The sequence below is a fragment of the Betaproteobacteria bacterium genome, assembly GCA_016720925.1.
Lineage (GTDB): Bacteria > Pseudomonadota > Gammaproteobacteria > Burkholderiales > Usitatibacteraceae > UKL13-2.
The window spans coordinates 1-23,020 of the sequence record JADKJR010000012.1 but is presented as its reverse complement, the minus strand read 5'-3'; the positions used below and the strand labels follow the sequence as shown (position 1 = coordinate 23,020).

The following is a 23,020-nucleotide window of genomic DNA, read 5'->3' as shown; positions in this document are numbered from 1 at the left end:
CGCCTATTCCGCCGCGGCAGCCATCGCCGCCTTTTCAATACTGATTGAACCAAACATCGGGCCGAGGGCTGCCGTCTCGGGCAACGCCGCCGCAATGCGCGCGCATCCGGGCGCTAACCCAACATCGATTGCTGCAATCAACGTCACGCTGTTTCCATTCTGGGTGACGCGCACAACCATCCCGTCACGAATGCCCTGCTTTTCCGCAACGTCCCCGGCGAGCAGGATGCGCTTCGCGTTTCTGGCGTCAGTGGATTTTTGCAGGCTCACCGCATGGCGAACCAGTGAATCCGCGGCATAGATCGGCACATCCGCAACACGCTCAATACCAGAAGCCGATGCGGGAATCTCCAACTTGACACCGCTGATCGTGTTGTTGAGCCGCGAATTGACGAAAACCTGCAAATCGGGAGCAATCTCATTGCGGATTGAATTGACATTCTCCTGATCGAAACCCTGCAGCCCACATAAATTACCAAGGACACGCAATACTTTCCATGCCGGACGCGCTTCACCCAGCGGTTTCACCACGCCATTGAAAGATTGCACGGTTCCCTCGGCATTGACGAAAGTACCCGCAGTCTCGGTGAATGGCGCAATCGGCAATATGACATCCGCAAAATCTGCCGACTCTCCCTTGAACGTGGCGAGCGACACCACGAATTCCGCAGTCGTAAGTGCTGCCATCGTTACGACGGGATTACCGAAATCCAATTGAGGGTCAACCCCCATCAGCACATATGCCTTGCGCGACTGGTCAACCATGCCTTGCGCATCAAATCCGCCTTTGCCTGGCTCAGCACCAACCACCGCGGCACCGACACTATTTGCGGCCTCGCTTAGCAGGCCAAAAGTGCCGCCACACAAACGAGCGATTTCCTGGCCCAGGACATGCAATAGCGCGTACTGCGGATGATGCTGCGCAAAGTTACCGAGCACCACTGCCGTTTTTTCTTTGTCGGCGAGACTTTGTGCGATGGCTTTGGCATCCGATGAGATGACAAGCCCGGCAACGGCACTGGCCACGTCGCTCGGTAGTGACGCTTTCTTGATTTCCACCAACGCCTTGGCGATTGCACCCAGCAGAGCAACCATTTCACTGGGACGAACCACCGACTTGTTGGCAACTTTCATCAACAGGTCATCATCGGCGATATGCACGATATTGACTTGCAAGCCCTTCTTTGCAGCCTGGCGCAAGCGATTGGCTATCAGCGGGTGTTCTTTTCGTAGCGTGGACCCGACCACCAGCACACTTTGCAGGCCGCCTATATCGGCGAACTTCATGCCAAGCCAGCGCACACCGGCAATCTTACCGTCAGCACTAAAGTCTGCCTGACGCAGGCGCGTATCGACGCTGTTCGATCCCAGCCCACGAACAAGCTTGTTAAAAAGATAGATCTCTTCCAGCGTCTGGTGCGGCGAAGCCAATGCGCCAACCGATTCGGCGCCATGCTTTTCTTTCACCAATTTCAAACCTTCAGCGGCGGCCTGCAGGGCAATCGGCCAATCCACCTCGGACCACACATCGCCGACTTTCATCATTGGCTTGGTGAGGCGACCTTCAGAATTCAGACCTTCATACGAGAAACGGTCCTTGTCTGACAACCAACATTCATTTATCGCCTCATTCTCAAGCGGCAAGACGCGCATCACGCGATCCTGCTTGACCTGCACCACCAGGTTGGAACCCAGTCCGTCGTGCGGCGATACCGACTTGCGGCGGGACAATTCCCAGCTGCGCGCGCTATAGCGGAATGGCTTCGAGGTCAGTGCGCCGACGGGGCACAAGTCAATCATGTTGCCGGACAATTCCGAGTCGACCGTCTTGCCAACAAAGGCGAGGATTTCCGAGTGCTCGCCGCGGCCCGCCTGGCCCAGTTCCATCACGCCGGCAATTTCCTGGCCGAAACGAACACAGCGGGTGCAATGAATGCAGCGCGTCATGTCGGTGGAAATCAGTGGCCCCAGATTCTTGTTCACCACCACGCGCTTTTCTTCCTGATAACGCGAAGCGGAAGTGCCATAGCCCACTGCCAGATCCTGCAACTGGCATTCGCCACCCTGATCGCAGATGGGGCAATCGAGCGGGTGGTTTATCAGCAGGAATTCCATTACACCTTTTTGCGCGGTCTTGGCATATTCGGAATTGGTCTGCACTTTCATGCCTTCGCTTGCAGGGGTCGCGCAAGCGGGCATGGGCTTGGGCGCTTTTTCGATCTGCACCAGGCACATGCGGCAGTTCGCCGCAATCGACAATTTCTTGTGATAGCAGAAATGCGGAATGAAGGTGCCGACCTTGTTGGCCGCATCCATCACCGTTGCACCGTTTTCTACCTGGACGGCTTTGCCGTCTATCTCTAAGTTGATCATTTGTCGTTTTTTTTGTCTTACCTGGTCGCTTATTCTGCCGCCATGGCCATCGGTTCATTACCCGACGCCGTCGAAAACCCACCGGGGCCAACCATACAGCGTTTGTGCGTGACGTGATACTCGAACTCTTCGCGATAATTCTTTACAAACGCCCGCACCGGCATCGCTGCAGCATCACCGAGCGCACAAATTGTCCGACCCTGAATCTGATCAGCAAGATTCAACAACAGATCAAGATCTTCCATTCGGCCCAATCCATGTTCTAGACGATGGACAATCCGATACAACCAACCGGTACCCTCGCGGCACGGCGTACATTGGCCGCAGGATTCTTCAAAGTAGAAATAGGCAAGTCGTTCGGCGGCTCGCACCATGCAGGCGGTCTCGTCCATGACAATTACCGCGCCGGAACCGAGCATCGAGCCTGCCTTCGCAATTGAGTCGTAATCCATGTCGAGGGTCATCATCAGGTCGCCCTTGACTACCGGCGTCGAAGACCCTCCAGGGATGACGGCTTTGAGCTTCTTGCCACCACGAACACCGCCGACCATTTCAAGCAGCTTGGCAAACGGCGTACCCATCCTGATTTCATAGTTACCGGGCCGGGTAACGTGACCCGCGACCGAGAAAATCTTGGTGCCGCCGTTGTTCGGTTTGCCGAGATTCAGGAATGCCTCGCCACCTTCGCGAAGAATGTATGGCACCGCCGCGAAAGTTTCCGTGTTGTTGATTGTGGTTGGCTTGCCATACAGACCAAAACTCGCCGGGAACGGCGGTTTGTAGCGCGGCTGCCCTTTCTTGCCTTCAATGGATTCAAGCAAGGCGGTTTCTTCACCACAGATATACGCGCCGAATCCGTGATGCGAATGCAGTTCGAACGAAAAATTGCTGCCCAGAATATTCTTGCCGAGATATCCGGCAACGCGCGCTTCCTCGAGCGCTTCCTCGAAACGCTCGTACTCCGCCCAGATTTCACCGTGAATATAGTTGTAGCCTACCTCGATGCCCATCGCATATGCCGCGATGATCATGCCTTCGATCAGTATGTGCGGGTTGTAGCGGATGATGTCGCGATCCTTGAACGTACCAGGTTCGCCTTCGTCGGTATTGCACACGAGATACTTGGCGCCCGGATATGCTTTCGGCATGAAGCTCCACTTCAAACCGGTTGGGAAGCCCGCGCCGCCACGACCGCGCAGCGAAGATTTCTTCACTTCAGCCGTAACATCTTCAGGTTTGACACCGTCTTTCAGGATCTTCTTCAGCGCCTGATAGCCCGCGCGCGCCTCGTAGTCCTTGAGGCGCCAGTTGCTGCCATCGAGGCCTTTGAGAATGATGGCGTCAGGGCCGTAGTCAATCATGGCCATTACTTGAGCTCCTCGATCAACTTGTCGAGCTTTTCAGGCGACATGAAGCTGCACATCCGCTTGTTGTTGACCAGCAATACCGGCGCATCTCCACACGCGCCCATGCACTCGCCCTCTACCAGCGTGATTCTGCCGTCTGCGGTCAATTCCTTCCAGCCAACGCCAAGCTTCTTCTTCAGATACTCGGCCGCTTCCACCCCACCTGAAAACGCGCACGGCAAATTGGTGCACACGGAAATCTTGTGCCTGCCCATCGGCTTCAGGTTGTACATGTTGTAAAACGTCGCTACTTCATACACGGCAATGGATGGCATGCCCAGATATGTCGCGACATCATCCATCAATTCATTGGGTAGCCAGCCATGTTCATCCTGCGCAATGGCAAGCGCGGACATTACGGCAGATTGCTTCTGGTCAGCAGGGTACTTGGTCACTTCACGGTCAATCTTGCGCTTGGCCGCGTCGGACAAAATTGCCGTCGTACTCATCGATCGATATCCCCAAACACAATGTCCTGCGTTCCAATGATCGTCACCACGTCGGCGATCATGTGGCCGCGCGACATTTCATCGAGCGCCGCCAGACACGCAAAACCGGGGGGACGGATTTTCAGGCGGTACGGCTTATTGGCGCCATCGGACATGAGATAAATCCCGAACTCACCCTTTGGATGCTCAACTGCGGCATAAGTCTCGCCTGCTGGCACATGGAAACCTTCGGTAAAGAGCTTGAAGTGGTGAATCAGCTCTTCCATATTGGCCTTCATGTTTTCACGCGAAGGCGGAGCGACTTTGTGGTCGTCCGTTATCACCGGGCCAGGATTCTTTCGCAGCCAATCCACGCATTGCTTGATGATCCTGTTGGATTCGCGAAATTCCTGCACGCGGACCAGATATCGGTCGTAGCAGTCTCCATTCGTGCCCACCGGGATGTCGAAATCGAGGCGGTCGTAGACTTCGTAAGGCTGCTTCTTGCGCAAATCCCAGGCGACCCCTGATCCGCGAAGCATCGGCCCCGTAAATCCGAGGTTTATCGCGCGCTCGGGAGAAACAATGCCGATATCGACCAAGCGTTGTTTCCAGATACGGTTATCCGTCAGCAGTGTTTCGTAATCGTCAACATATCCCGGGAAACGCCGCGTGAAATCATCAATGAAATCGAGCAGAGAACCCTGGCGATTCTCGTTCATTTGCTTGATGGCATTCGCATTGTGGCTTTGCATGAACTCGTATTTCGGCATCCGCTCAGGCAAATCACGATATACGCCACCGGGACGATAGTAGGCGGCGTGAAGACGCGCGCCGGAAACCGCTTCGTATGCGTCCATCAAGTCTTCGCGCTCGCGAAACGCGTAGAGAAAAACTGTCATTGCACCCACGTCAAGCGCATGCGCGCCAATCCACAGCAGGTGATTCATGATGCGCGTGATTTCATCGAACATGACGCGGATGTATTGTGCCCGCAGCGGCACTTTTACCCCCATCAATTGCTCAATTGCCATCACATACGCGTGCTCGTTGACCATCATCGACATGTAGTCGAGACGATCCATATATGGAACGCTTTGCAGGAAAGTGCGGGTCTCGGCGAGCTTTTCAGTCGCCCGATGCAGCAATCCGACGTGCGGATCGGCACGTTGTACAACTTCGCCGTCAAGCTCCAGCACGAGGCGCAAAACACCATGAGCGGCCGGATGCTGCGGCCCAAAGTTCATTGTGTAATTCTTGATCTCGTTCATGGCCTACTTGCGCCCTGCATAGTTTTCTTCGCGAATGACCCGCGGCACGATTTCGCGCGGCTCAATCGTCACTGGCTGATAAACCACCCGCTTCTGCTCCGGGTCGTAGCGCATTTCGACCGTACCGACCATCGGGAAATCCTTGCGGAAAGGATGGCCGACAAATCCATAGTCGGTCAGGATGCGCCGCAAATCCGGGTGTCCATTGAACACGATACCGAAAAGATCAAACGTTTCACGCTCGTGCCAATTGGCCGATGACCAGAGACCAATCATCGAATCGACCATTGGGAATGCATCGTCAGCACAGAATGTCCGTACCCGCACGCGCCAGTTGTACTGAAGCGAGAGCAACGGATAAACGACGGCATATCGCGCGCCGTTCCAGTTGCCGCCATACTCGACATAATCCACGCCACAGACATCCATCAACTGATTGAAGGCCAGCGCAGGGTCATCACGTAGGGTTGTCATCACCGAGGTCAACTCCGAAGCCTTGACCTCAATAACAAGCTGGCCCTTTTCTTCCTTCAGGCTAACCATCCTGTCGGCGAGGATCGCACTCAGACTGGATTTCAACTTTTCGAGTTTTGCGGACATGTCGATTCAGCGCGCGATGGTGTTGGTGCGTTTGATCTTGTTTTGCAGCTGGATGATGCCGTAGAGCAAAGCCTCAGCCGTCGGCGGACAACCAGGAACGTATATATCCACCGGAACGATGCGATCGCAACCACGCACCACCGAATAAGAGTAGTGATAGTACCCGCCACCATTGGCGCAGGAACCCATCGAGATTACCCAGCGCGGCTCCGCCATCTGGTCATAAACTTTTCGCATCGCTGGCGCCATTTTGTTGCATAGCGTACCCGCGACAACCATCACGTCGGATTGTCGAGGGCTCGGGCGAAACACCACGCCGAAGCGGTCGAGGTCGTAACGCGAGGCACCCGCCTGCATCATTTCGACGGCACAGCAGGCGAGACCGAATGTCATCGGCCACATCGATCCCGTACGTGCCCAGTTAAGCAGGCTATCGACCTGCGTCGTCACAAACCCTTGATTGGAAATTCCGCCTTCAGGCATAGGTGACTCCATTGATACCACTCAATCCACCGGAAACAATGACGTCGACTGCCGGCGTAGCCAAAGCAGCTTCGATATCAATCTGGTCCGGATCGCTACACGGCACCCGACACAAAATCGCGCCAGCCGACATCAGGCTGCTTATTCCCAATCCAGCGCTCCTTTTTTCCACTCGTAGATGAATCCGGCAACGAGAATCCCCAGAAACACCATCATTGCCAAGAAACCAAACCAGCCGATTTCCTGCAAGACGATTGCCCACGGGAAAAAAAACGCGATTTCCAGATCAAACAATATGAACAATATGGCAACGAGGTAATAGCGGACATCAAATTTCATGCGCGCATCTTCGAATGCTTCAAATCCGCACTCGTAAGGGGACAGTTTTTGAGGGTCAGGGTTATCGTCGCCGAGCAGGATCGTCAGAACCTTGCTCATGACCAACGGCCCCACGCCGACCGAAATGCCTACGGCGATGAATATGAGAATAGGAAAGTAGTTTTCGAGCATATTTTAGAGTGCCGTGTTGAGAACAACACGAATAGCCACATTTCATCCCGTATTTGTCTGCACTGTCTTGATCTAGAACAAACCAAGAATACTGAATCTTGCTTTTTTCACACAACTGGTGCCGTCGAAGAGACTCGAACTCTTACGCGTTTCCGCACTGCCCCCTCAAGACAGCGTGTCTACCAATTCCACCACGACGGCTTTGCGAATTTCCGCACCAATGATGCGATATTGCACTTTCCTCCCCCTATGACTTGGTGAGAGTGACCAAGTAAGGGAGGGCCCGAAAACAAAACGACCTCGGGCCTACGAAACAAACAACGAATTTTACTGCGGATTTACTTCGGGATCTGCTGAGACTTAGAATCGCCCGAAACAGGCGCGTTTGCCGGAACGGGAACTGCTGGCGCCGGCGCGGTCGATGGGGCCGGGATGCTGCTGGCGCCACCATCCGTGCTCACTGGCGCATCCTGCATCACACCACCGCTCATCACGCCGGTTGCTGACTTGGGTGCATGAAAATACGTCAGCGTCAGGCAGGTTGCGAAAAACACCGCGGCGCAAACACCTGTTGAACGCGAAAGAAAATTTGCCGCCCCGGATGCGCCGAAAAGACTTCCCGCCGAGCCGCTGCCAAAGGCCGCCCCCATATCGGCGCCTTTGCCATGCTGCAGCAATACCAGCACGATGATGGTCACCGCGACAATTACATGCACAATTAAAACAATATTTGCCAACATGAACGCTTCCTTAACCTATATTGAATGCCCTACAGCGCATTCCAAATGCCCAAAAAATCATCGGCGATCAACGCCGCACCGCCAATAAGTCCACCATCAACATCCGGCATTGCAAAAAGCTCAGCCGCGTTGGACTTCTTGACACTACCGCCATACAGAATAGGCAACGCATCCGCAACGCCTGCATCCCATCCCTTCACCAAACTACGAAGAAATGCATGCACCTCTTCCGCTTGCGCCGGCGACGCGGTCTTGCCCGTACCTATTGCCCACACCGGTTCGTAGGCAAGAATTGCCCCGTTGAGGGACTCAATCCCGTGTACGTCAACGACACTCTTCAACTGCTGCGACACCACGCGGTCAGTCTGATTGGCCTCACGCTCTGCCAAACTCTCCCCCACACACAAAATGGGCGTCAGTCCGGCTTTTTTGGCCCGGCCAAATTTCTCGGCCACCATGGCGTCCGTATCGCCAAAAATTGCACGCCGCTCCGAATGTCCGACAATCGCGTAGCGGCTCCCAAATTCCGCCACCATGCTTGCGGAAACATCCCCAGTGTATGCCCCCGCGTCAAACCGGCTGACATCCTGTGATCCCCACCCCACCGCTGAACCGCCCAACAGCACTTCAACCTGAGCCAGATAAGGCGTCGGCACGCATACACCACAGAATTTTCCCGCAGTTGGTTTGACGGCGGCAGCAAGGGAATTCAACAAGCCGACGTTGAACGTGAGGCTACCGTTGAGTTTCCAGTTGCCGATGACAAAGCGGTTGCGCACGTGGATATCCATGAGGCTGACAAAGTCTGCAATTATAGACCGTATCGGCGCACCGGGTAAACAATGAAAGCGTGCGCGACCTGAACCTAGCGTTGCAGGTCGAGGCGGCTTTCAGCCCCTTCTTCGAAAGGGTTGTCAATGTGCTGCAGGGTTTTCTTAATCTTGTCGCGCGCCTGAAGAAATGGGGACGCGAGCGCCGCTTCACCGAGAAACGCGTCAAGATCAAGATGCTCGCGGCGAAGATTCGCGACCAGACCAAGAAATATGTCTGTCAATGTCGGATCAAACTGGCGCCCACGTAGTGCCAGAATTTCAGTCAGTGTACTATCCAGCGTCCAGGCTTCCTTGTACGGTCGCTTATGTGCAAGCGCATCAAATACATCAGCCAGCGCTGTAATGCGTGCTGCCAGTGGTATGTTTGTCCCGGACAAGCCATGTGGATATCCGGTTCCGTCCCACCATTCGTGATGATGCCGGGCAATTTCCTCGGCGGTTTGCATATGCGCGATATTGCTGTTGGCAAGCACTTCCGCCCCGATCGTGGTGTGAGTCTTCATCACTTCACGCTCGGCGGCGTTGAGCTTTGCCGGTTTCAGCAGGATGCCATCCGGAATGCCAACCTTGCCGATGTCATGAAGGCGTGCCGCGATATCGATCATGAAAATGGTTTCTTCATCGCAGCCCGACTCTTTCGCAAGCAGGGAAGCAAGCCTGCCCACGCGATATGAATGCGCGCCGGTGGAGTCGTCGCGCAATTCCGCGACCACGGCCATGCGCTCCATCGATTCGACCTGCGCCTTGAACAGCGCCTGCTTGGCGATTCTGCCTTCGAGAACTTCCTCGCGCGTGGTCAGACGGCGGATTGCATTTGCTTCATCTTCAAGTGCGGGATGAAGCTGTTCAAGATGGAGCTTTACGTGCTGAAGTACGTTTTGTTTCTGCGTGGCGCTTTGAAACTCCAGTAGCTGTCGCAGGTAAAACAAAGCCTGATCAGGTTTGCCGACAAACTCGAATGCCTTGACCAATGCAACCAAAACTTCCCGTGTGGTGATTTTTCAGCGTTCTTGCACGGTCGAGGGTATTTGTCAGCCGCGTAATGCCAACATCCGTTTGGCCGGCAAACACCTCAGTAAGGCCTTCTGCAATCGCTGCGGAAATATCCGCGCGTGGCGATTTGGATTCAGCCGCAAACTGCCGGGCGAGTTTGGCATGCTCCTTCGCTCCCTCGTAGTTGTTCACCTCCAACAAAAGGCGGGTGTAGTGGTTTTCCGCAAGTGCGCGATTGAGCATGGCGGGCGCGTCCTTTGGTTCCCGTGACAACTCGACGGCCCTCTCAATTGCAGTAAGGCCGTGGCGAATTTCATCGAGATTCAAATGGCAAAGTGCAATGTTGGCGAAGATTATCGGGCGAGGCGGCCAAACCGCCCTCAACAGAAGCGAACGCATCAGCCTTTTCGAAACAGGCTAATGCCTCGCGATACAGTCCACTATAAATTAAAGCAGCCCCCAAATTGAGCCATACCTTACCCTGGCCAATCGTATCTGAAAGCCCCTGCGCCAAGGATAATGCGTCCGCATACGCTTCCATAGCATCTGGTAGCCCCCCAGAGTCGGCAGAACAAATTCCCAATGCAATGAGGGCATCGAGCGTTGCTTTGGGCTGCGAAGTTTCCAAGCCAAGCGCTCGTGCTTTTTGGGCAATCGGAATCGCACGAAATGCTTGTCCCGATACATAAAGGAACCTCACAGCGTCAAGCATGAGCTTCAACTGCGCGGGTACATCTATCCGGATGTTCGCGAGTTGAAGGGCAAGCGCTTCCATCAGCCGCAGATCAGGACAAACCCCCTCACGAAGAGCGAGCGTGATGACGCTATTTGCTTGATTAAAAAGCGCTTTGTCTTCCGATTCCAAGATTGAATTCGCCGAATCCATTAGCAAAAAACCCCTTGCAAAGCATAATACAGCCACAGTATGCTCGACAAAACTGTGAACTAGTTCACAATTCGATCCATTCTATGCAACTAAACCTGAAGGAGTACATCATGAGCAAAGAACTGAACATTGTCGATACCCTCGTTACCGAAAACTCGGAAATCGCGATCCAGCCTGAAATGATCAAACTCGACGATCTGTCTCTGGCACTTGTCGGTGGCGGCCAAGCCGGTGTCTTGTTCTAACAGCATACCAACCCTTTCTCCGCACAATCCTTTACCTATTGGAGCACATCATGAGCAAAGAACTGAATGTTGTTGACACCCTCGTTACCGAAAACTCGGAAATCGCGATCCAGCCTGAAATGATCAAACTCGACGATCTGTCTCTGGCACTTGTCGGTGGTGGCCAAGCCGGTGTCTTGTTCTAACAGCATACCAACCCTTTCTCCGCACAATCCTTTACCTATTGGAGCACATCATGAGCAAAGAACTGAATGTTGTTGACACCGTCGTTACCGAAAACTCGGAAATCGCGATCCAGCCTGAAATGATCAAACTCGACGATCTGTCTCTGGCACTTGTCGGTGGTGGCCAAGCCGGTGTCTTGTTCTAACAGCATACCAACCCTTTCTCCGCACAATCCTTTACCTATTGGAGCACATCATGAGCAAAGAACTGAATGTTGTCGACACCTTCGTTACCGAAACCCCCGAAGTCGCAATCCAGCCTGAAATGATCAAGCTTGACGATCTGGCCCTGTGTCTTGTCGGTGGTGGCCAAGCCGGTGTCTTGTTCTAACAGCATACCAACCCTTTTCTCCGCACAATCCTTTACCTATTGGAGCACATCATGAGCAAAGAACTGAATGTTGTTGACACCCTCGTTACCGAAAACTCGAAATCGCGATCCAGCCTGAAATGATCAAGCTCGACGATCTGTCTCTGGCACTTGTCGGTGGCGGCCCAGGCGGTGTCTTGTTCTAACAGATACCAACCCTTTCTCCGCACAATCCTTTACCTATTGGAGCACATCATGAGCAAAGAACTGAATGTTGTTGACACCCTCGTTACCGAAAACTCGGAAATCGCGATCCAGCCTGAAATGATCAAACTCGACGATCTGTCTCTGGCACTTGTCGGTGGCGGCCAAGCCGGTGTCTTGTTCTAAGTCGCCGAAGTCACCACAAGATTAATCACCCTCGCCCCACTAACCGATTCAGCCCGATGACTGACGAACACAGTACTCAGGATCCTGCTGGATATTTGTTGGTTGATTGCCGTCTCTTGCGACGCATCGACCTGGTCCAGGGTTTCATCCAGAAATAGTATTAACGGACGCCGGTATAACGCGCGGGCTAACATGACGCGCTGCTTTTGACCGCCCGACAGACTCATCCCCAAAGATCCCACGATGGTGTTGTAGCCCATCGGAGTTGCCGAAACTTCAGTATCAATTTGCGCAAGACGCGCACATGCACGGACCCTCTCGGGATCGTGGTCGGCGTCAAAGAAACTGATATTGTCCTCGATGGTTCCGACAAAAAGCTGATCGTCCTGCATTACCGCGCCCACCCGTGCACGATATTCTATGCACCATCGTCATTCAGGCTGACGCGTCGGTAATGTCATATCATTTGCTTTTCCTAGCCATGTTCTGAGCCTAACCGCAATGCGCGTACTGATTGTTGATGATCACGAGCTGATCCTCCTTTCCATCAAGAAGGTGTTACAGATCGTCGATTCGAAATGTGTGAAGTATTTACCGCGAAGTCCTGCGCGGAAGGATTACAACTACTCAAACAGAACCCCTTCGATTTTGTCTTGTCGGACCTCCATCTTGGTGGCAATGAACCAGACTTCGAGATTTTGTCTTCCTGCAGCCGACTAGGCGTACGCTGTGCGGTGCTATCCGGTTCAACCGATGCAGACCTGATTGAATCCGCGGCGCGACATGGTGCGTGCGCCTACCTGACTAAGACCGTTTCTGCCGAGGCGCTCGCGACACTCCTGACATTGGTCGTGAAACACGGCGTCAGTCATGCGCCCCTCGTCGCAACAAAGAAGGCTGCAAATGAATCGATTGCATCGATCTCCGGCCAGGAAACGAACTGTGTTGGAACTGCTTGCGAAAGGGAAGGCGAACAAAACCATCGCAAAGGACATGGGCCTTTCGCCGAATACAGTAAAGGTCTACACGCAGCGATTGTTCAAGGCCCTTCGCGTCACCAATCGAACCGAGGCGGTTCTGGAATTCAAGCGCCTCTCCAAATATGACTGAAGCGAGAAACAACGGCGAATTCGGTTTTTCCAGAGCCGCCGTTCACGATGCCAAGAACTTGGTTGCCGCCATCCGAATTGCGGTGGATCAGCTCAAACGCGAAAGCCTACCGCTGCACGCGCTGGAATGGGTGAATTCCCTGTCCTGCTCCTCCATTGAGCTACAGCATATTCTCAGCTCGGCGCTAATCGAGGATCCCCACTCAAACCCGCGCACGGCGTGCGATCTTGGAACAATCCTTCATTCTGCCGCCACCAGTTTGAGCGCCGCAACGCGAAGCAAAGGCCTTCGTACCCATATATTCATAGACGGCTTCGACGGGCGCGTTTTGTTGGACAGAAATAGAGTAGTGCGGGCACTTCTCAACTTGATTGACAACGCCATCAAATACTCGCCTGCCGGCACCATATTGATCACCGCAAGCGTGAATAAGCCTGTTTGTAATGACGGTGACAAATGTCTCGTTTCATTTGGGGTAATGGACAATGGATTCGGGCTGACGCGAGAGGAGCAAAACTCGATCGCGCGTGGAGTCATTCCGGGCGATAGTATTACCGCAGCCACCGGCGAGCGGATTGGGCTCGCCAGCTTGGCTCAATGGCTGAGCAGTGTCGGCGGTACGTTGATCGCACATAACCGTGCCGATGCAGCGGGAGCCTATTTCGGGATCACCATTCCAGCCGAAATGGCGCAGGCATTTCCGCCTGCCTTCGCAGAAGAAATGAGTATCGTGCTGGTATCGAACGACGAACATCTTGGTGATTCCTCAAGGCGTTGTTCAAGAGTGGCACATATTGCGGTCGCGAACAGCGGGTTGCTTCCCGGTCGGTCGACGAATATTTCTTGGCAGCATTCGGATCGGATTGTCCAAGAGTGCTGCTGGTAGACGTCGACTCAGACTGCGGAAAGGCGCTGGTGGCAGGCGGCGTATTAGGCGCACCAGATGGGCGCCAAGCCATTTGTCTCGCACTTCTGCGGAATCCGCAAGCCAATGCTGCTGAGGACTGGGCGAGGAAGGGTTTCAACGGTACGCTATCGATACAACGGCTAGAAGAACAACTACCGTTTGTTCTTGCCCAACAAGTTCTTTTCGCCAACGATTCGCGCCGAATGCCGGACCTCGAGGCGCGGCGCACGGACGTGCTAAGGGGCAAACGTGTCCTAATCGTGGACGACAATCGCGAACACCTACGGCTATGCGAACTATTGGCGACCAATGCGGGTGCTGATTGCGTACTCGTCTGATGGCGACCACGCGCTAATGCTGTTGAAATCTCCGGACAGCAATTTCGATACCGTCTTGCTTGACTACTACCTGCCAAACCGCACTGCAGCCGAAATTCTCACCGCACTCGAAACGGAATTCTTGGACTCTGCCTTTGATCCACCGTGGGTGATACTCATGTCAGCGGACACCATTACACCGGCGATGATCGCGGGTGTTGAAGACAAAGTCGGAGGATTGCTTCAAAACCACTGCAGGCGAAGGAGTTCTATTCACTTCTTTCTTGCAAAGCCAGGCCCCGGCGGGAGCCACACCAATCGCTGAGCGCTTCGGCGACATGGACATGCCCCAAGGTCTTGGAGACGTCGTAAAAGATATTCAGGCGGCGATCCTGATCCATTTGCCAAATGACGTTCTGGCGATCTATGAGCGGATGAATGCGTCTGATGAAAGTGGCGTCATTGCACTTACGCACAACTTGAAGTCTTCTGCTTACCTCGCCGGATACACGTCACTTGCACGGCTCTGCGACTATAGAGATCGAGTGTCCGTGGGACTGGAAACGCCAGAAACCTGGTTCAGCGCCTTTACTTCCGAGGTCGATCGAATTCTGCTATTGCCCACTTAGTTTTCCCACCCGCGAATTTAGCGGCGCGCATCAAATTCACCCCAGTCTGCGATTCGTTGGGCCTCTCGCCTCACTGCGTCGCGGTAGAGATCCGGAATTTGGCTAGTCTGCTGGATAACAACCTCCAAAAGCTCATGCGGCGAAGTCGCATAGCGCGCGAACAGGCAGCGCTTGTCGAACTGCGCCCAAGCCAGTGCGAAACTTTTGTGCTTGCCCAAGTACCGATTCACAAAAACTGCGAACGTCGACCGCATGGGCGGCAACCTTTCCGTCCGTACCAACGTAAACGTACGCAATCGAGGGTGTACTCATCGCAAGGTAATCCAAAGTTAGAATTGATTCACTGCGCATAGTCTAGCAACTTACGTATTGCGCGAGCCAGGGTTTTCGATTTCATCGGACCCAGCACTTGGTAACAACCCGAGCATGTGCAATGAAGCTTGAGACGGGTCGACAACTGGCGAATCTGAAGCCCAAACCTGCGGCACGCTTCCGCCTGAAAATCGCCGTTCAAAGTCGGAAAACGTGGATTCCAGTGGCTGCCAGCGCATCGGCTGCCCCAGTGTCACCCAACGTGGCCAACGAGCATGCCAATAATTGAAATCCAGATGCGCAAGATCGGTCGCGACTAACTCGTCACGGGGGCACACCCTCGCTCGTTGATAGCGACCGAGCAGGCCGAGAATCGTCAACATCGGCGACCTGTGGCCCAAGGTAAGCCATTTTTCCAAGCCGCGAAAGCGCTGCTGCCAATCCTGGATTGGAATCGCCCAACGGCTTAGTCCCAGCCCAAGGAGGCGGAATTGAATGCGTCGATCGATAGATGGAGGCAACTCGGTCGAACACGGTAGTAAGTTCTGCAATCACTCATCCTTCAAATTGACAATGGCGGCATCATAACTTTTGAACTCTTGCACCCATCGTCAAAATCGGGAGCAAGAAAGGTCCAATTGTCGCCTTGACAATTTGCCGGCCTTCATAACCTGTAGAAACTAGCACTGGCGCGCTTTTCCAGTCATTTTTGGCCCGCGAGCCGCGCCGATGCTAGCGTTTTATCGAATCACGGTTACTGCCGCTCGCGCATCCCATGCGACTTCCGCTGGTCGCGGCAGGAATCGAAGTTCTGATCTGCGTCGCAAAGTCACATTGATTCGGATCTCCGCCGGCACGCGCGCATAACGAAATTTGGGACTTGCCGGTGAATCGCCGCCGCGTGAGGCCAATCACCCCCTCGTCAGTGCGGATCAGCACACTGCAATCACGCCGCTCCCGCGAGTAGCCAGGCACCGCATCGACCACTCTATCCCGGCAATGCTCATTCGCGCGTCGCCGACACGGAGTCACGAGCAAACCCTCAAATTTATCCGACTTTCATATACCGTTTCAACAGGAAAATTGGACTTTTGTTTATCCGATTCTCACTGGCCGCGCGATTCGCTCGGCCCTACGATGCACTCCATCGACGAACCGCATCTTCCACCGAATGGAGACGAACATGAGAGAGCTTGATCAACGCGACGTACTCAACATTTCCGGCGGTCGCCCAGAGATTCTCGACTACGACGTCATGCTTGCAGATATCAGCCAAGCGGAACAGGAGCAAGGCTATTTGGCGGAGATGCTGCAACTATCGCGCAGTATCCGCAGCGAGCCTCGCCTGGTAGCGCGGTTCCCGGCGGATCAAATACACATGAAGACAGCCATGAGTTCCTATCTCGATTTTCCCACTACGAGTCGCATACCAGGTCCCATTCCGCAACGGGAGCCAAATTGGTTTGAAGGCGATTGGTGGGATTCGCCACCAGCGGCGCCTGCACCCGAGCCGACAAACTTGCCTGTATGGGACTGGCCGAATCCCATGTTCCACTGAAACGCTCCAAGAATCCGCCAACCCGTTTTTTGGACAACCCGCCAGGCATGCATCGACCCGGCGGTAATGAAGCAACCGATGCAAACACCCACCCTGAAGGAGTTACAGCGATGAAAGATGTAAAAGTTGAGCAGGTAAATGAAATTTCCGGCGGCGCGCTTCCGGGGACACTCGGCGAAATCTTCGAAAACGGCCTCTGGCCCGGCAATCCCGGCGGCACCCCACCATACAACCCGGACGGCCCAAATCCGGATGGCCCGCTCTTTCCAGTCTGACACTGCAGCGCACACCACATACCACGTATCTTTTCCAACACAGGAGATCACCATGCCAAAGCAACTCGACAACAATCAAGTAAACGAAATTTCAGGCGGCGTTATGCCCACGCCGGAGGGCGGCTGCATTCCACAGCCGGGTTGGCCGTATCTGAATCCGTTCCCATTTCCGGATCCGCTTCCGCCTGCGCCATACGAGGACTACCTTGCTAGTTCGGCGAGAACAGTATTTGCAACGGCGGCAAGCGGGGCGCATCTAGCTTTTCGCCCGCAATTCGCTCTACAAAATCCGCAGCACAAACAATTGAAAAGGAAATATCATGACAAAAGAGAAAGCAGCGACGAAGGTTGATTGCATCTAGCGAAGTGGAAACTATCTCAGGGGGAGGCGGTTGCGAAGTATTGGGCAGTCGAATCGGTGGATTGGCCGGCGGTTGTGGGCTTTGTGGTTGGGGGTCCGGCCGGTGCGATGGCTGGTGGTTTCCGTAAACGCGGCGCTACTTGGGGCAATCCATTGCGGATCAGTGCGCCGCAAACGCAACAACCTCTTGCAAGGCGGGTCATGGTGATTGTAATGGCGTAGGCTAGCTATGTTGAACTGCGCCGCCGCGAAAGCATTTTCGCGACGGCGCATAGCCCGAGAAAATTTACTGGAAAGGAAAAATGGGGCCCAATGAAGGAAAAAATGTTGGTGCATCGGCGCAGTTTCGCTAGTGTTGGCATTGTTTTTGAATGGCACTATCCTCGCCAGCGGAATGGCTGCTGGTATTGGAGCTCTGTTAGTCGGCATATTGTGTCACGACGATAGATATGATGAGCGGCTAATCGAACTCTCAAGAACTCAAAGAAGGAGCAAAAGTGGCAGTAAGTTCTCGACGCCGCATTTTTGAAAACGACCAACTACTCACAACCGCAGAACATTGGTTTGACCACAATACGAAATACAGGAACTCCGAACCATCATGAAATCGACTTCACTACTGCTATCGCTCGTCTGTTGTCTAACGCATTTTTCCGCGAACGCGCAACCTGCTCAACCTGGGAAAACCGCCTACACTTACGAGCGCCAGTACGATACCTTTGAGGTGAACAGAGACGGCAGCTATGTCCACACGGCGGAGCGTACGATCCGTTTTAACACCGAGCAAGCTGCGCGACAAAACGCGCAGATTCCGATTCCGGTGAACGAGGGACAGGAAACGCTCGAGATTCTGGAGGCATTTACCGTCAAGGCAAACGGCGAACGAGTCGATGTCAAGAATGACGCCATCTTCACGCAAGCCTCGCCGGTCGCGTCGAATGCGCCGATGTTCAACAGCCAAAAATTGCGTTTTGTGGTGTTTCCCGATGTGGCGGTGAACACGGCTGTCACGTTCAAGTATCGGCTGACGCGGCTTGAGCGCATTTCCCCGATAATTTCAGTCTCTATCAGCCTTTCTCCACGACCGACAAGATCGACGATGCCAAGGTTACGGTAATTACGCCGGTTGACCTTCCGCTACGTACCTGGCAACAGGGACTAGGCCCCGCCACTGATAGTCATACCGACGGAAAACGCACGCTGACGTGGGTTCACCGGAATCTCGCACCCCGCACTGTCGAAGCACTTGAGGTGGCGGATAGGGACAACGCGCCTAGCCTCGCCGTGAGTACCTTTGCCAACTGGGGGGCATTGGGTAGTGCCTACGAAAGTCGTGCCGCCGCCAAGGCGACGGCGACACCGTCAATTCGCAAGTTGGCTGAGGAATTGACCAAGGGTGCGACCGACCAAAGGGACGAAGTACGCAAGATCTACGAATGGGCCATTCGCAACGTGCGCTACGTCGCGTTGCATCTTGGCACCGGCCCGCTGGTGCCGCGCGCGGCAGAAACAATCATCGATACAAAATACGGCGATTGCAAAGATTACACGACCCTGATGCAGGCCTGCTTGCAGCCAGAGGCGTTGATTCCAGTCCTCTGCTTGTCAATCTTACCCACGCGACTTTCAAACCGCCGGGAGTGGCCGCGCTTGGCGCGTTTGACCACGTGATCCTTCACGTACCGAAATACGAACTGTTCCTCGACGGTACGTCCAGCTACGCGCGATTTGGCGCGATACCGAGCATCTTGCAAGGAAAGCAGGCGCTTTCCACCAAGTCGGGTGCGCTGCTGAAGCTTCCCGCGCCGTCGGCCACTCACGACAATATCTTCGTGGTCACGAAGTTCGACCTCAAGAGCGACGGGATGTCCAAGGCCACCACCAAAATTGTCACAAACGGGAAGTTCGACAACGTGCTCCGCTCGCAATTTTCTAACATGGCGCCAAACATCTTGCCGCGAGTGGTAGCCGAGACCTTGTCACAGTCCCAGCAACGCGGTGCCGGTAGCCTTTCATTCACGAGCCCCGCAGACCTGTCGAAGGCATTTGAGATTCAGGCAGCCTACGAGCTGGAAGACGCAGTGTACTTTCAAAGTCCTGGTGCGATTACAGTCCCGCTTGGATTCAACCCTTTTGCAATTAGTGGGGTTGCGCAGGGGCGCGAGTCGCCAATCGGCAGACCGATTTTCGATGCGCAAGCGACGCCTATGAAGAGAACTACGAAATAGTCGTCCCCGGCGAATTCAAGATATTGGCCTTGCCTAAGGGCGCGAATTTTCAGAGCAAGACGCAGCGTTTTTCTTCTTCATACGAACAGAAAGGCAATAGCGTTGTCGTAAGGCGCGTGCTCAAGCGGGAGAGGCCGGCTGCCATGTGTGCCAAGGAGGACTGGACAGAGGTTGAGCTTCTACGTACAGCGATCATTCGCGACAGCAAAGCCCAAATACTTATCCAATAAGGCTGACACAAATGTCCCTCTTCCGCCCCGAAGCCCTCGCCCACAAGCAAACCACCTGGCTGGGAACCATCGTTCTCATTCGCCCCATCTCGTTCGCGGCGCTGTCGCTTCTCGCCTTGATGGTTGCAATCGCAGTCGTTGTTTTTTTTGGATGGGGTGAGTACACCAAGAAGGCAAGGGTAACCGGGCAATTGACCCCTGAAACGGGCGTGGTGAAGCTGTATGCAAGGGAAAGTGCGTTGGTACGTGATATGCGAATCAAGGAGGGGCAGCAAGTAAAGTCGGGCGACATTCTGTTCGCGCTGGCACCAGAGCGTATCGCGGCATCCGGCAGTGATGCGAACGCGATCGCCTCGACCGAGCTTGTTTCGCGCCGTGCGGCGTTGACGAGCGAATTGGCTGCGCAGGATCGCCTTCTACGCGAACAGCTCCAGGCTGTCACGCGCCGGGCTGCGGAAAGCCGGCATCAACTCGCGCAGCTTGAAGTGGAATCCCGCACGCAGGCTGAACGCGTCCACCTGGCCGAACTTGCCAACAAGCGCGTGCAGGAATTGTCGGACAAAGGTTTTGTATCCCCCACGCAGTTGGAACAAAAGCAGGCTGACTGGCTAAATGAAGTGGCTCGCACCCAAGCGATCGCCCGTAGCCAGTTCGCCGCGCAACGCGAGCTGGCGGCGTTAGCACAGGAAGCGCGCGAGTTGCCGGTAAGAGCGATGCGTGATCGCGCCGGACTGGATCGTGCGCTCGCCAGTCTGCGGCAGGAGTCCGGCGATCGATGATGCGCCGCGGTACATCGTACGAGCACCGGAAGATGGCACCATTACCGCCATTCAAGCCGATGTCGGCCACACCGTAGCGGGCAATGCAGCGCTTGCCTCGCTGGTGCCCGCCGGCAGCAATTTGCATGCGACGCTGTACGCACCCTCACGTGCGATTGGTTTTGTCGACCCGGGCCGTGAAGTGCTGCTGCGATACCAGGCCTTTCCATACCAAAAATTTGGCCAATATTCGGGAAAGGTGGTTTCCGTGTCCAAAACGGCCCTGTCACCTGGAGAGATTCCGCCCGGTTCAACCGAATTTGTGCGAGAACCCATGTATCGAATTGTCGTCGCGCTTGACTCCCAGAGCGTGGACGCCTATGGCAAACCGCAAAACCTGGTGGCCGGCATGCAGGTTGAAGCAGATATATTGCTAGACCGCAGGAGACTGATCGAATGGGTTTTTGAGCCCATATTCAGCCTCAGCAAGAAGGCACATACCTGATGTCAGCTCCGAAACCGGATTCTCGCTAGTCGTCACGCGACGCAGCCTCACAAATAAACACCCCCGCCTCGATCGCGATCTTGATCGCCACGGGATCACTCAACCTGAAATTGGTGAAACAGATGACAAACATTGCACACGTGCCCGTTTTTCCGCGCCGCCAATAAGCTGCCGATGCTGCTGCAAACCGAGGCCGCGGAGTGCGGTCTGGCCAGTCTCGGCATGGTTGCGAGCTTTCATGGCCTTGTTACTGACCTCGCAACATTACGCCGGCGCTTTGGGATTTCGATGAAGGGGGCGACGCTGGCATATGTGATGCAGGCGGCGGGTCAGCTCTAATCTGGCTGCTCGTCCATTGCGGCTGGAACTGGATGAACTTCCCAAGCTGCAAATGCCATGCATCCTCCTGGGACATGAATCATTTTGTCGTATTGAAGCACGCTACAACAAAGCACGCGTTCATTCACGATCCTGCCTACGGCATTCGCAAACTGGAACTTTCCGAGCTTTCAAAGCATTTCACCGGTATCGCATTGAACTTACGCCAACCGCGTCCTTCGAGAGGAAAACAGAGAAACAGCAGGTCAAGTTGCGCGAATTGATGGGCAAGGTGACCGGCGTAAAGCGCTCGCTCTGGCAAATTTTGCTGCTGGCGTTGGTCTTGCAGGTGTTCGCGCTGGTCACTCCGTTCTACATGCAATGGGTGGTGGACGGCGCGGTGGTGTCGTCGGATCGCGATTTGCTGACGACACTGGGCATAGGTTTTTTGTTATTGGTTGCGGTTCAAACTGCGGTAACCGCGTTGCGCTCGTGGGTGGTGCTTTACATGAGTACGTCGCTCAACCTTCAATGGCTCGCGAATGTTTTCAGTCACCTGTTGAAGCTACCCATCGGCTATTTTGAGAAACGCCACATCGGCGATGTCGTCTCCCGTTTCAATTCCGTCTCTTCCATTCAGCGCACGCTTACGACCAGCTTTTGTGAGGCCATCATCGATGGCCTCATGGCAATGGCAACCTTGGCGATGATGCTGATCTGGCCCGATGTTGACGCTGATCACAATCGTCGCCGTGTCGCTGTACGGCGTGTTGCGCTGGGTGTTCTATGAACCGTTCAAACGCGCGCACGAGGAACAGTTGATCCATAGCTCGAAGCAGCAAAGTCATTTCCTGGAAACCATTCGTGGCGTGCAGTCGATCAAACTCTTCGGGCGCCAGGAAGAGCGCAAGAGCCGCTGGCTCAATTTGGTTGTAGACACCATGAACGGCGACGTGTCGACACAAAAACTGGGGCTTGCCTTTCGCTCAGGTAATGCGTTCGTCTTCGGCGCCGAGAAGATTGCGGTGGTGTGGCTGGGTGCGAGTTTGGTGTTGGACAATGCATTCTCGGTCGGAATGCTGTTCGCATTCGTAGCCTACAAGGAGCAGTTCGCCGCCCGCATATCCGGTTTGATCGACAAGTTCATCGAAATGAAGATGCTGACGGTGCAGGGCGAGAGACTAGCGGATATCGTACTCACCGAGTCCGAACCAGATACCGCGCAAAGCACGATGCCTGCGCTGGCGGATACATCGCTGAAATCCGCGATCTGAGTTTCCGCTATTCGGACACCGAGCCATTTGTGTTGAACGGATGCTCGATCAAAATCGAACCAGGCGAATCGGTCGCGATAGTTGGTGCCTCCGGCTGTGGAAAAACGACGTTGCTCAAGATCATGCTGGGCTTGCTCAAGCCCACCGATGGTAAGGTCATTCTTGGCGGCGTCGATATTCACAAGCTGGGTATTCGACAATATCGCAATATCGTTGGCACCGTGATGCAGGACGACCAGTTGTTCCGCCGGGTCGATTGCCGACAACATCAGCTTCTTCGACCCCACGCCCAGTCACGATAAAATCGAACATGCCGGAAAACTCGCTGCTATTCACGAGGAGATACTGGCGATGCCGATGCAGTACAACACGCTGATTGGCGATATGGGTTCAGCGCTTTCCGGCGGACAGCGGCAGCGCATCTTGTTGGCCAGGGCGCTGTACAAAGAGCCAAAGGTATTGTTTCTGGATGAAGCAACGTCCGCGCTTGACATCAAAAAGGAAAAGGCGGTTAACGATGCCGTGCGCGGACTTAGCCTCACGCGC

28 protein-coding genes, 1 tRNA gene and 1 pseudogene are annotated in these 23,020 nt (G+C 54.5%); 15 read left to right on the top strand and 15 right to left on the bottom strand.

The window, feature by feature from the left end:
* Nucleotides 1–3: 3 nt before the first annotated feature.
* From IPP88_16025 to IPP88_15960, 14 genes are all read right to left on the bottom strand, one after another.
* Nucleotides 4–2,373 (bottom strand): NADH-quinone oxidoreductase subunit G, encoded by a 2,370-nt coding sequence (locus IPP88_16025; protein MBL0124159.1) that lies wholly within the window; start codon nucleotides 2,371–2,373, stop codon nucleotides 4–6.
* A gap of 29 nt (nucleotides 2,374–2,402) precedes the next feature.
* Nucleotides 2,403–3,740 (bottom strand): NADH-quinone oxidoreductase subunit NuoF, encoded by a 1,338-nt coding sequence (gene nuoF / locus IPP88_16020; protein MBL0124158.1) that lies wholly within the window; start codon nucleotides 3,738–3,740, stop codon nucleotides 2,403–2,405.
* Entirely contained in the window at nucleotides 3,740–4,228 is a 489-nt protein-coding gene (nuoE, locus tag IPP88_16015) for an NADH-quinone oxidoreductase subunit NuoE (protein ID MBL0124157.1), read from the bottom strand. The genes nuoF and nuoE overlap by 1 nt, the downstream gene beginning before the upstream one ends.
* Entirely contained in the window at nucleotides 4,225–5,478 is a 1,254-nt protein-coding gene (locus IPP88_16010; GenBank protein ID MBL0124156.1) for an NADH-quinone oxidoreductase subunit D, read from the bottom strand. Before IPP88_16010 ends, nuoE begins: the two co-directional genes overlap by 4 nt.
* Before the next feature lie 3 nt (nucleotides 5,479–5,481).
* The gene (locus IPP88_16005) at nucleotides 5,482–6,078 is read right to left on the bottom strand and encodes an NADH-quinone oxidoreductase subunit C (protein ID MBL0124155.1); all 597 of its coding nucleotides are present in this window, start codon (nucleotides 6,076–6,078) and stop codon (nucleotides 5,482–5,484) included.
* Nucleotides 6,079–6,084: 6 nt separating this feature from the next.
* A complete protein-coding gene (locus IPP88_16000; GenBank protein MBL0124154.1) occupies nucleotides 6,085–6,561 on the bottom strand; it encodes an NADH-quinone oxidoreductase subunit B in 477 nt (158 codons plus the stop codon).
* 141 nt (nucleotides 6,562–6,702) lie between these two features.
* A complete protein-coding gene (locus tag IPP88_15995; GenBank protein ID MBL0124153.1) occupies nucleotides 6,703–7,071 on the bottom strand; it encodes an NADH-quinone oxidoreductase subunit A in 369 nt (122 codons plus the stop codon).
* A gap of 116 nt (nucleotides 7,072–7,187) precedes the next feature.
* A tRNA-Leu gene (locus IPP88_15990) sits at nucleotides 7,188–7,272 on the bottom strand.
* Nucleotides 7,273–7,409: 137 nt separating this feature from the next.
* Nucleotides 7,410–7,811 carry a preprotein translocase subunit SecG gene (gene secG / locus IPP88_15985; protein ID MBL0124152.1) on the bottom strand — a complete coding sequence of 134 codons (402 nt, stop codon included), beginning with the start codon at nucleotides 7,809–7,811 and terminating at the stop codon, nucleotides 7,410–7,412.
* 29 nt (nucleotides 7,812–7,840) lie between these two features.
* Complete coding sequence (locus tag IPP88_15980) at nucleotides 7,841–8,590, bottom strand: triose-phosphate isomerase (protein MBL0124151.1); 750 nt, start codon at nucleotides 8,588–8,590, stop codon at nucleotides 7,841–7,843.
* Nucleotides 8,591–8,676: 86 nt separating this feature from the next.
* Nucleotides 8,677–9,615, bottom strand: a complete 939-nt coding sequence (locus IPP88_15975; GenBank protein ID MBL0124150.1) for an HD domain-containing protein — start codon at nucleotides 9,613–9,615, stop codon at nucleotides 8,677–8,679.
* Nucleotides 9,581–9,880 (bottom strand): hypothetical protein, encoded by a 300-nt coding sequence (locus IPP88_15970; GenBank protein ID MBL0124149.1) that lies wholly within the window; start codon nucleotides 9,878–9,880, stop codon nucleotides 9,581–9,583. The genes IPP88_15975 and IPP88_15970 overlap by 35 nt, the downstream gene beginning before the upstream one ends.
* Nucleotides 9,881–9,950: 70 nt before the next feature.
* Nucleotides 9,951–10,502: a hypothetical protein gene (locus IPP88_15965; GenBank protein ID MBL0124148.1), complete on the bottom strand. Its 552-nt coding sequence runs from the start codon at nucleotides 10,500–10,502 to the stop codon at nucleotides 9,951–9,953.
* 1,186 nt (nucleotides 10,503–11,688) lie between these two features.
* Nucleotides 11,689–12,084 carry an ATP-binding cassette domain-containing protein gene (locus IPP88_15960; protein MBL0124147.1) on the bottom strand — a complete coding sequence of 132 codons (396 nt, stop codon included), beginning with the start codon at nucleotides 12,082–12,084 and terminating at the stop codon, nucleotides 11,689–11,691.
* Nucleotides 12,085–12,634: 550 nt separating this feature from the next.
* Here IPP88_15960 and IPP88_15955 point away from each other — a divergent pair.
* From IPP88_15955 to IPP88_15940, 4 genes are all read left to right on the top strand, one after another.
* Nucleotides 12,635–12,802, top strand: a complete 168-nt coding sequence (locus IPP88_15955; GenBank protein MBL0124146.1) for a response regulator transcription factor — start codon at nucleotides 12,635–12,637, stop codon at nucleotides 12,800–12,802.
* A complete protein-coding gene (locus tag IPP88_15950; protein ID MBL0124145.1) occupies nucleotides 12,795–13,688 on the top strand; it encodes a HAMP domain-containing histidine kinase in 894 nt (297 codons plus the stop codon). Before IPP88_15955 ends, IPP88_15950 begins: the two co-directional genes overlap by 8 nt.
* Nucleotides 13,689–14,018: 330 nt before the next feature.
* Complete coding sequence (locus IPP88_15945) at nucleotides 14,019–14,351, top strand: hypothetical protein (protein MBL0124144.1); 333 nt, start codon at nucleotides 14,019–14,021, stop codon at nucleotides 14,349–14,351.
* Between the two features lie 19 nt (nucleotides 14,352–14,370).
* Nucleotides 14,371–14,655, top strand: coding sequence for a hypothetical protein (locus IPP88_15940; GenBank protein ID MBL0124143.1), 285 nt, complete (start codon nucleotides 14,371–14,373; stop codon nucleotides 14,653–14,655).
* Between the two features lie 17 nt (nucleotides 14,656–14,672).
* Here IPP88_15940 and IPP88_15935 read toward each other — a convergent pair whose 3' ends face one another.
* Nucleotides 14,673–14,873 carry a hypothetical protein gene (locus tag IPP88_15935; GenBank protein MBL0124142.1) on the bottom strand — a complete coding sequence of 67 codons (201 nt, stop codon included), beginning with the start codon at nucleotides 14,871–14,873 and terminating at the stop codon, nucleotides 14,673–14,675.
* 1,277 nt (nucleotides 14,874–16,150) lie between these two features.
* Here IPP88_15935 and IPP88_15930 point away from each other — a divergent pair.
* The 11 genes and pseudogenes from IPP88_15930 (at nucleotide 16,151) to IPP88_15880 (ending at nucleotide 23,020) form a co-directional block, all read left to right on the top strand.
* Nucleotides 16,151–16,525, top strand: coding sequence for a hypothetical protein (locus tag IPP88_15930; protein ID MBL0124141.1), 375 nt, complete (start codon nucleotides 16,151–16,153; stop codon nucleotides 16,523–16,525).
* Between the two features lie 110 nt (nucleotides 16,526–16,635).
* Nucleotides 16,636–16,800, top strand: a complete 165-nt coding sequence (locus IPP88_15925) for a hypothetical protein (GenBank protein MBL0124140.1) — start codon at nucleotides 16,636–16,638, stop codon at nucleotides 16,798–16,800.
* Between the two features lie 52 nt (nucleotides 16,801–16,852).
* Nucleotides 16,853–17,152: a hypothetical protein gene (locus IPP88_15920; GenBank protein MBL0124139.1), complete on the top strand. Its 300-nt coding sequence runs from the start codon at nucleotides 16,853–16,855 to the stop codon at nucleotides 17,150–17,152.
* 610 nt (nucleotides 17,153–17,762) lie between these two features.
* A complete protein-coding gene (locus tag IPP88_15915; GenBank protein MBL0124138.1) occupies nucleotides 17,763–18,278 on the top strand; it encodes a DUF3857 domain-containing protein in 516 nt (171 codons plus the stop codon).
* Nucleotides 18,279–18,445: 167 nt separating this feature from the next.
* Nucleotides 18,446–18,832, top strand: coding sequence for a transglutaminase domain-containing protein (locus IPP88_15910; protein MBL0124137.1), 387 nt, complete (start codon nucleotides 18,446–18,448; stop codon nucleotides 18,830–18,832).
* Nucleotides 18,829–19,389 carry a hypothetical protein gene (locus tag IPP88_15905; GenBank protein MBL0124136.1) on the top strand — a complete coding sequence of 187 codons (561 nt, stop codon included), beginning with the start codon at nucleotides 18,829–18,831 and terminating at the stop codon, nucleotides 19,387–19,389. The genes IPP88_15910 and IPP88_15905 overlap by 4 nt, the downstream gene beginning before the upstream one ends.
* A gap of 241 nt (nucleotides 19,390–19,630) precedes the next feature.
* On the top strand, nucleotides 19,631–20,398 hold the full coding sequence (locus IPP88_15900; GenBank protein ID MBL0124135.1) for a biotin/lipoyl-binding protein: 768 nt from the start codon (nucleotides 19,631–19,633) through the stop codon (nucleotides 20,396–20,398).
* The gene (locus IPP88_15895; GenBank protein MBL0124134.1) at nucleotides 20,358–20,882 is read left to right on the top strand and encodes an HlyD family efflux transporter periplasmic adaptor subunit; all 525 of its coding nucleotides are present in this window, start codon (nucleotides 20,358–20,360) and stop codon (nucleotides 20,880–20,882) included. Before IPP88_15900 ends, IPP88_15895 begins: the two co-directional genes overlap by 41 nt.
* A 174-nt stretch (nucleotides 20,883–21,056) precedes the next feature.
* Complete coding sequence (locus tag IPP88_15890; protein ID MBL0124133.1) at nucleotides 21,057–21,221, top strand: hypothetical protein; 165 nt, start codon at nucleotides 21,057–21,059, stop codon at nucleotides 21,219–21,221.
* Between the two features lie 250 nt (nucleotides 21,222–21,471).
* Entirely contained in the window at nucleotides 21,472–21,990 is a 519-nt protein-coding gene (locus tag IPP88_15885; GenBank protein MBL0124132.1) for a hypothetical protein, read from the top strand.
* 151 nt (nucleotides 21,991–22,141) lie between these two features.
* Nucleotides 22,142–23,020: pseudogene (locus IPP88_15880) on the top strand (ATP-binding cassette domain-containing protein).

Bases quoted from the DNA above. Each gene is read 5' to 3' on its own strand.
- IPP88_16025 (MBL0124159.1), bottom strand. From the start codon at position 2,373: ATGATCAACTTAGAGATAGACGGCAAAGCCGTCCAGGTAGAAAACGGT.
- IPP88_15970 (MBL0124149.1), bottom strand. From the start codon at position 9,880: ATGCTCAATCGCGCACTTGCGGAAAACCACTACACCCGCCTTTTGTTG.
- IPP88_15995 (MBL0124153.1), bottom strand. From the start codon at position 7,071: ATGCTCGAAAACTACTTTCCTATTCTCATATTCATCGCCGTAGGCATT.
- IPP88_15915 (MBL0124138.1), top strand. From the start codon at position 17,763: ATGAAATCGACTTCACTACTGCTATCGCTCGTCTGTTGTCTAACGCAT.
- IPP88_15900 (MBL0124135.1), top strand. From the start codon at position 19,631: ATGTCCCTCTTCCGCCCCGAAGCCCTCGCCCACAAGCAAACCACCTGG.
- IPP88_15930 (MBL0124141.1), top strand. From the start codon at position 16,151: ATGAGAGAGCTTGATCAACGCGACGTACTCAACATTTCCGGCGGTCGC.
- IPP88_16005 (MBL0124155.1), bottom strand. From the start codon at position 6,078: ATGTCCGCAAAACTCGAAAAGTTGAAATCCAGTCTGAGTGCGATCCTC.
- nuoE (MBL0124157.1), bottom strand. From the start codon at position 4,228: ATGAGTACGACGGCAATTTTGTCCGACGCGGCCAAGCGCAAGATTGAC.
- IPP88_15960 (MBL0124147.1), bottom strand. From the start codon at position 12,084: ATGCAGGACGATCAGCTTTTTGTCGGAACCATCGAGGACAATATCAGT.
- nuoF (MBL0124158.1), bottom strand. From the start codon at position 3,740: ATGGCCATGATTGACTACGGCCCTGACGCCATCATTCTCAAAGGCCTC.
- IPP88_16000 (MBL0124154.1), bottom strand. From the start codon at position 6,561: ATGCCTGAAGGCGGAATTTCCAATCAAGGGTTTGTGACGACGCAGGTC.
- IPP88_15890 (MBL0124133.1), top strand. From the start codon at position 21,057: ATGCTGCTGCAAACCGAGGCCGCGGAGTGCGGTCTGGCCAGTCTCGGC.
- IPP88_15940 (MBL0124143.1), top strand. From the start codon at position 14,371: ATGCCCCAAGGTCTTGGAGACGTCGTAAAAGATATTCAGGCGGCGATC.
- IPP88_15920 (MBL0124139.1), top strand. From the start codon at position 16,853: ATGCCAAAGCAACTCGACAACAATCAAGTAAACGAAATTTCAGGCGGC.
- secG (MBL0124152.1), bottom strand. From the start codon at position 7,811: ATGTTGGCAAATATTGTTTTAATTGTGCATGTAATTGTCGCGGTGACC.
- IPP88_16010 (MBL0124156.1), bottom strand. From the start codon at position 5,478: ATGAACGAGATCAAGAATTACACAATGAACTTTGGGCCGCAGCATCCG.
- IPP88_15950 (MBL0124145.1), top strand. From the start codon at position 12,795: ATGACTGAAGCGAGAAACAACGGCGAATTCGGTTTTTCCAGAGCCGCC.
- IPP88_15945 (MBL0124144.1), top strand. From the start codon at position 14,019: ATGCGGGTGCTGATTGCGTACTCGTCTGATGGCGACCACGCGCTAATG.
- IPP88_15925 (MBL0124140.1), top strand. From the start codon at position 16,636: ATGAAAGATGTAAAAGTTGAGCAGGTAAATGAAATTTCCGGCGGCGCG.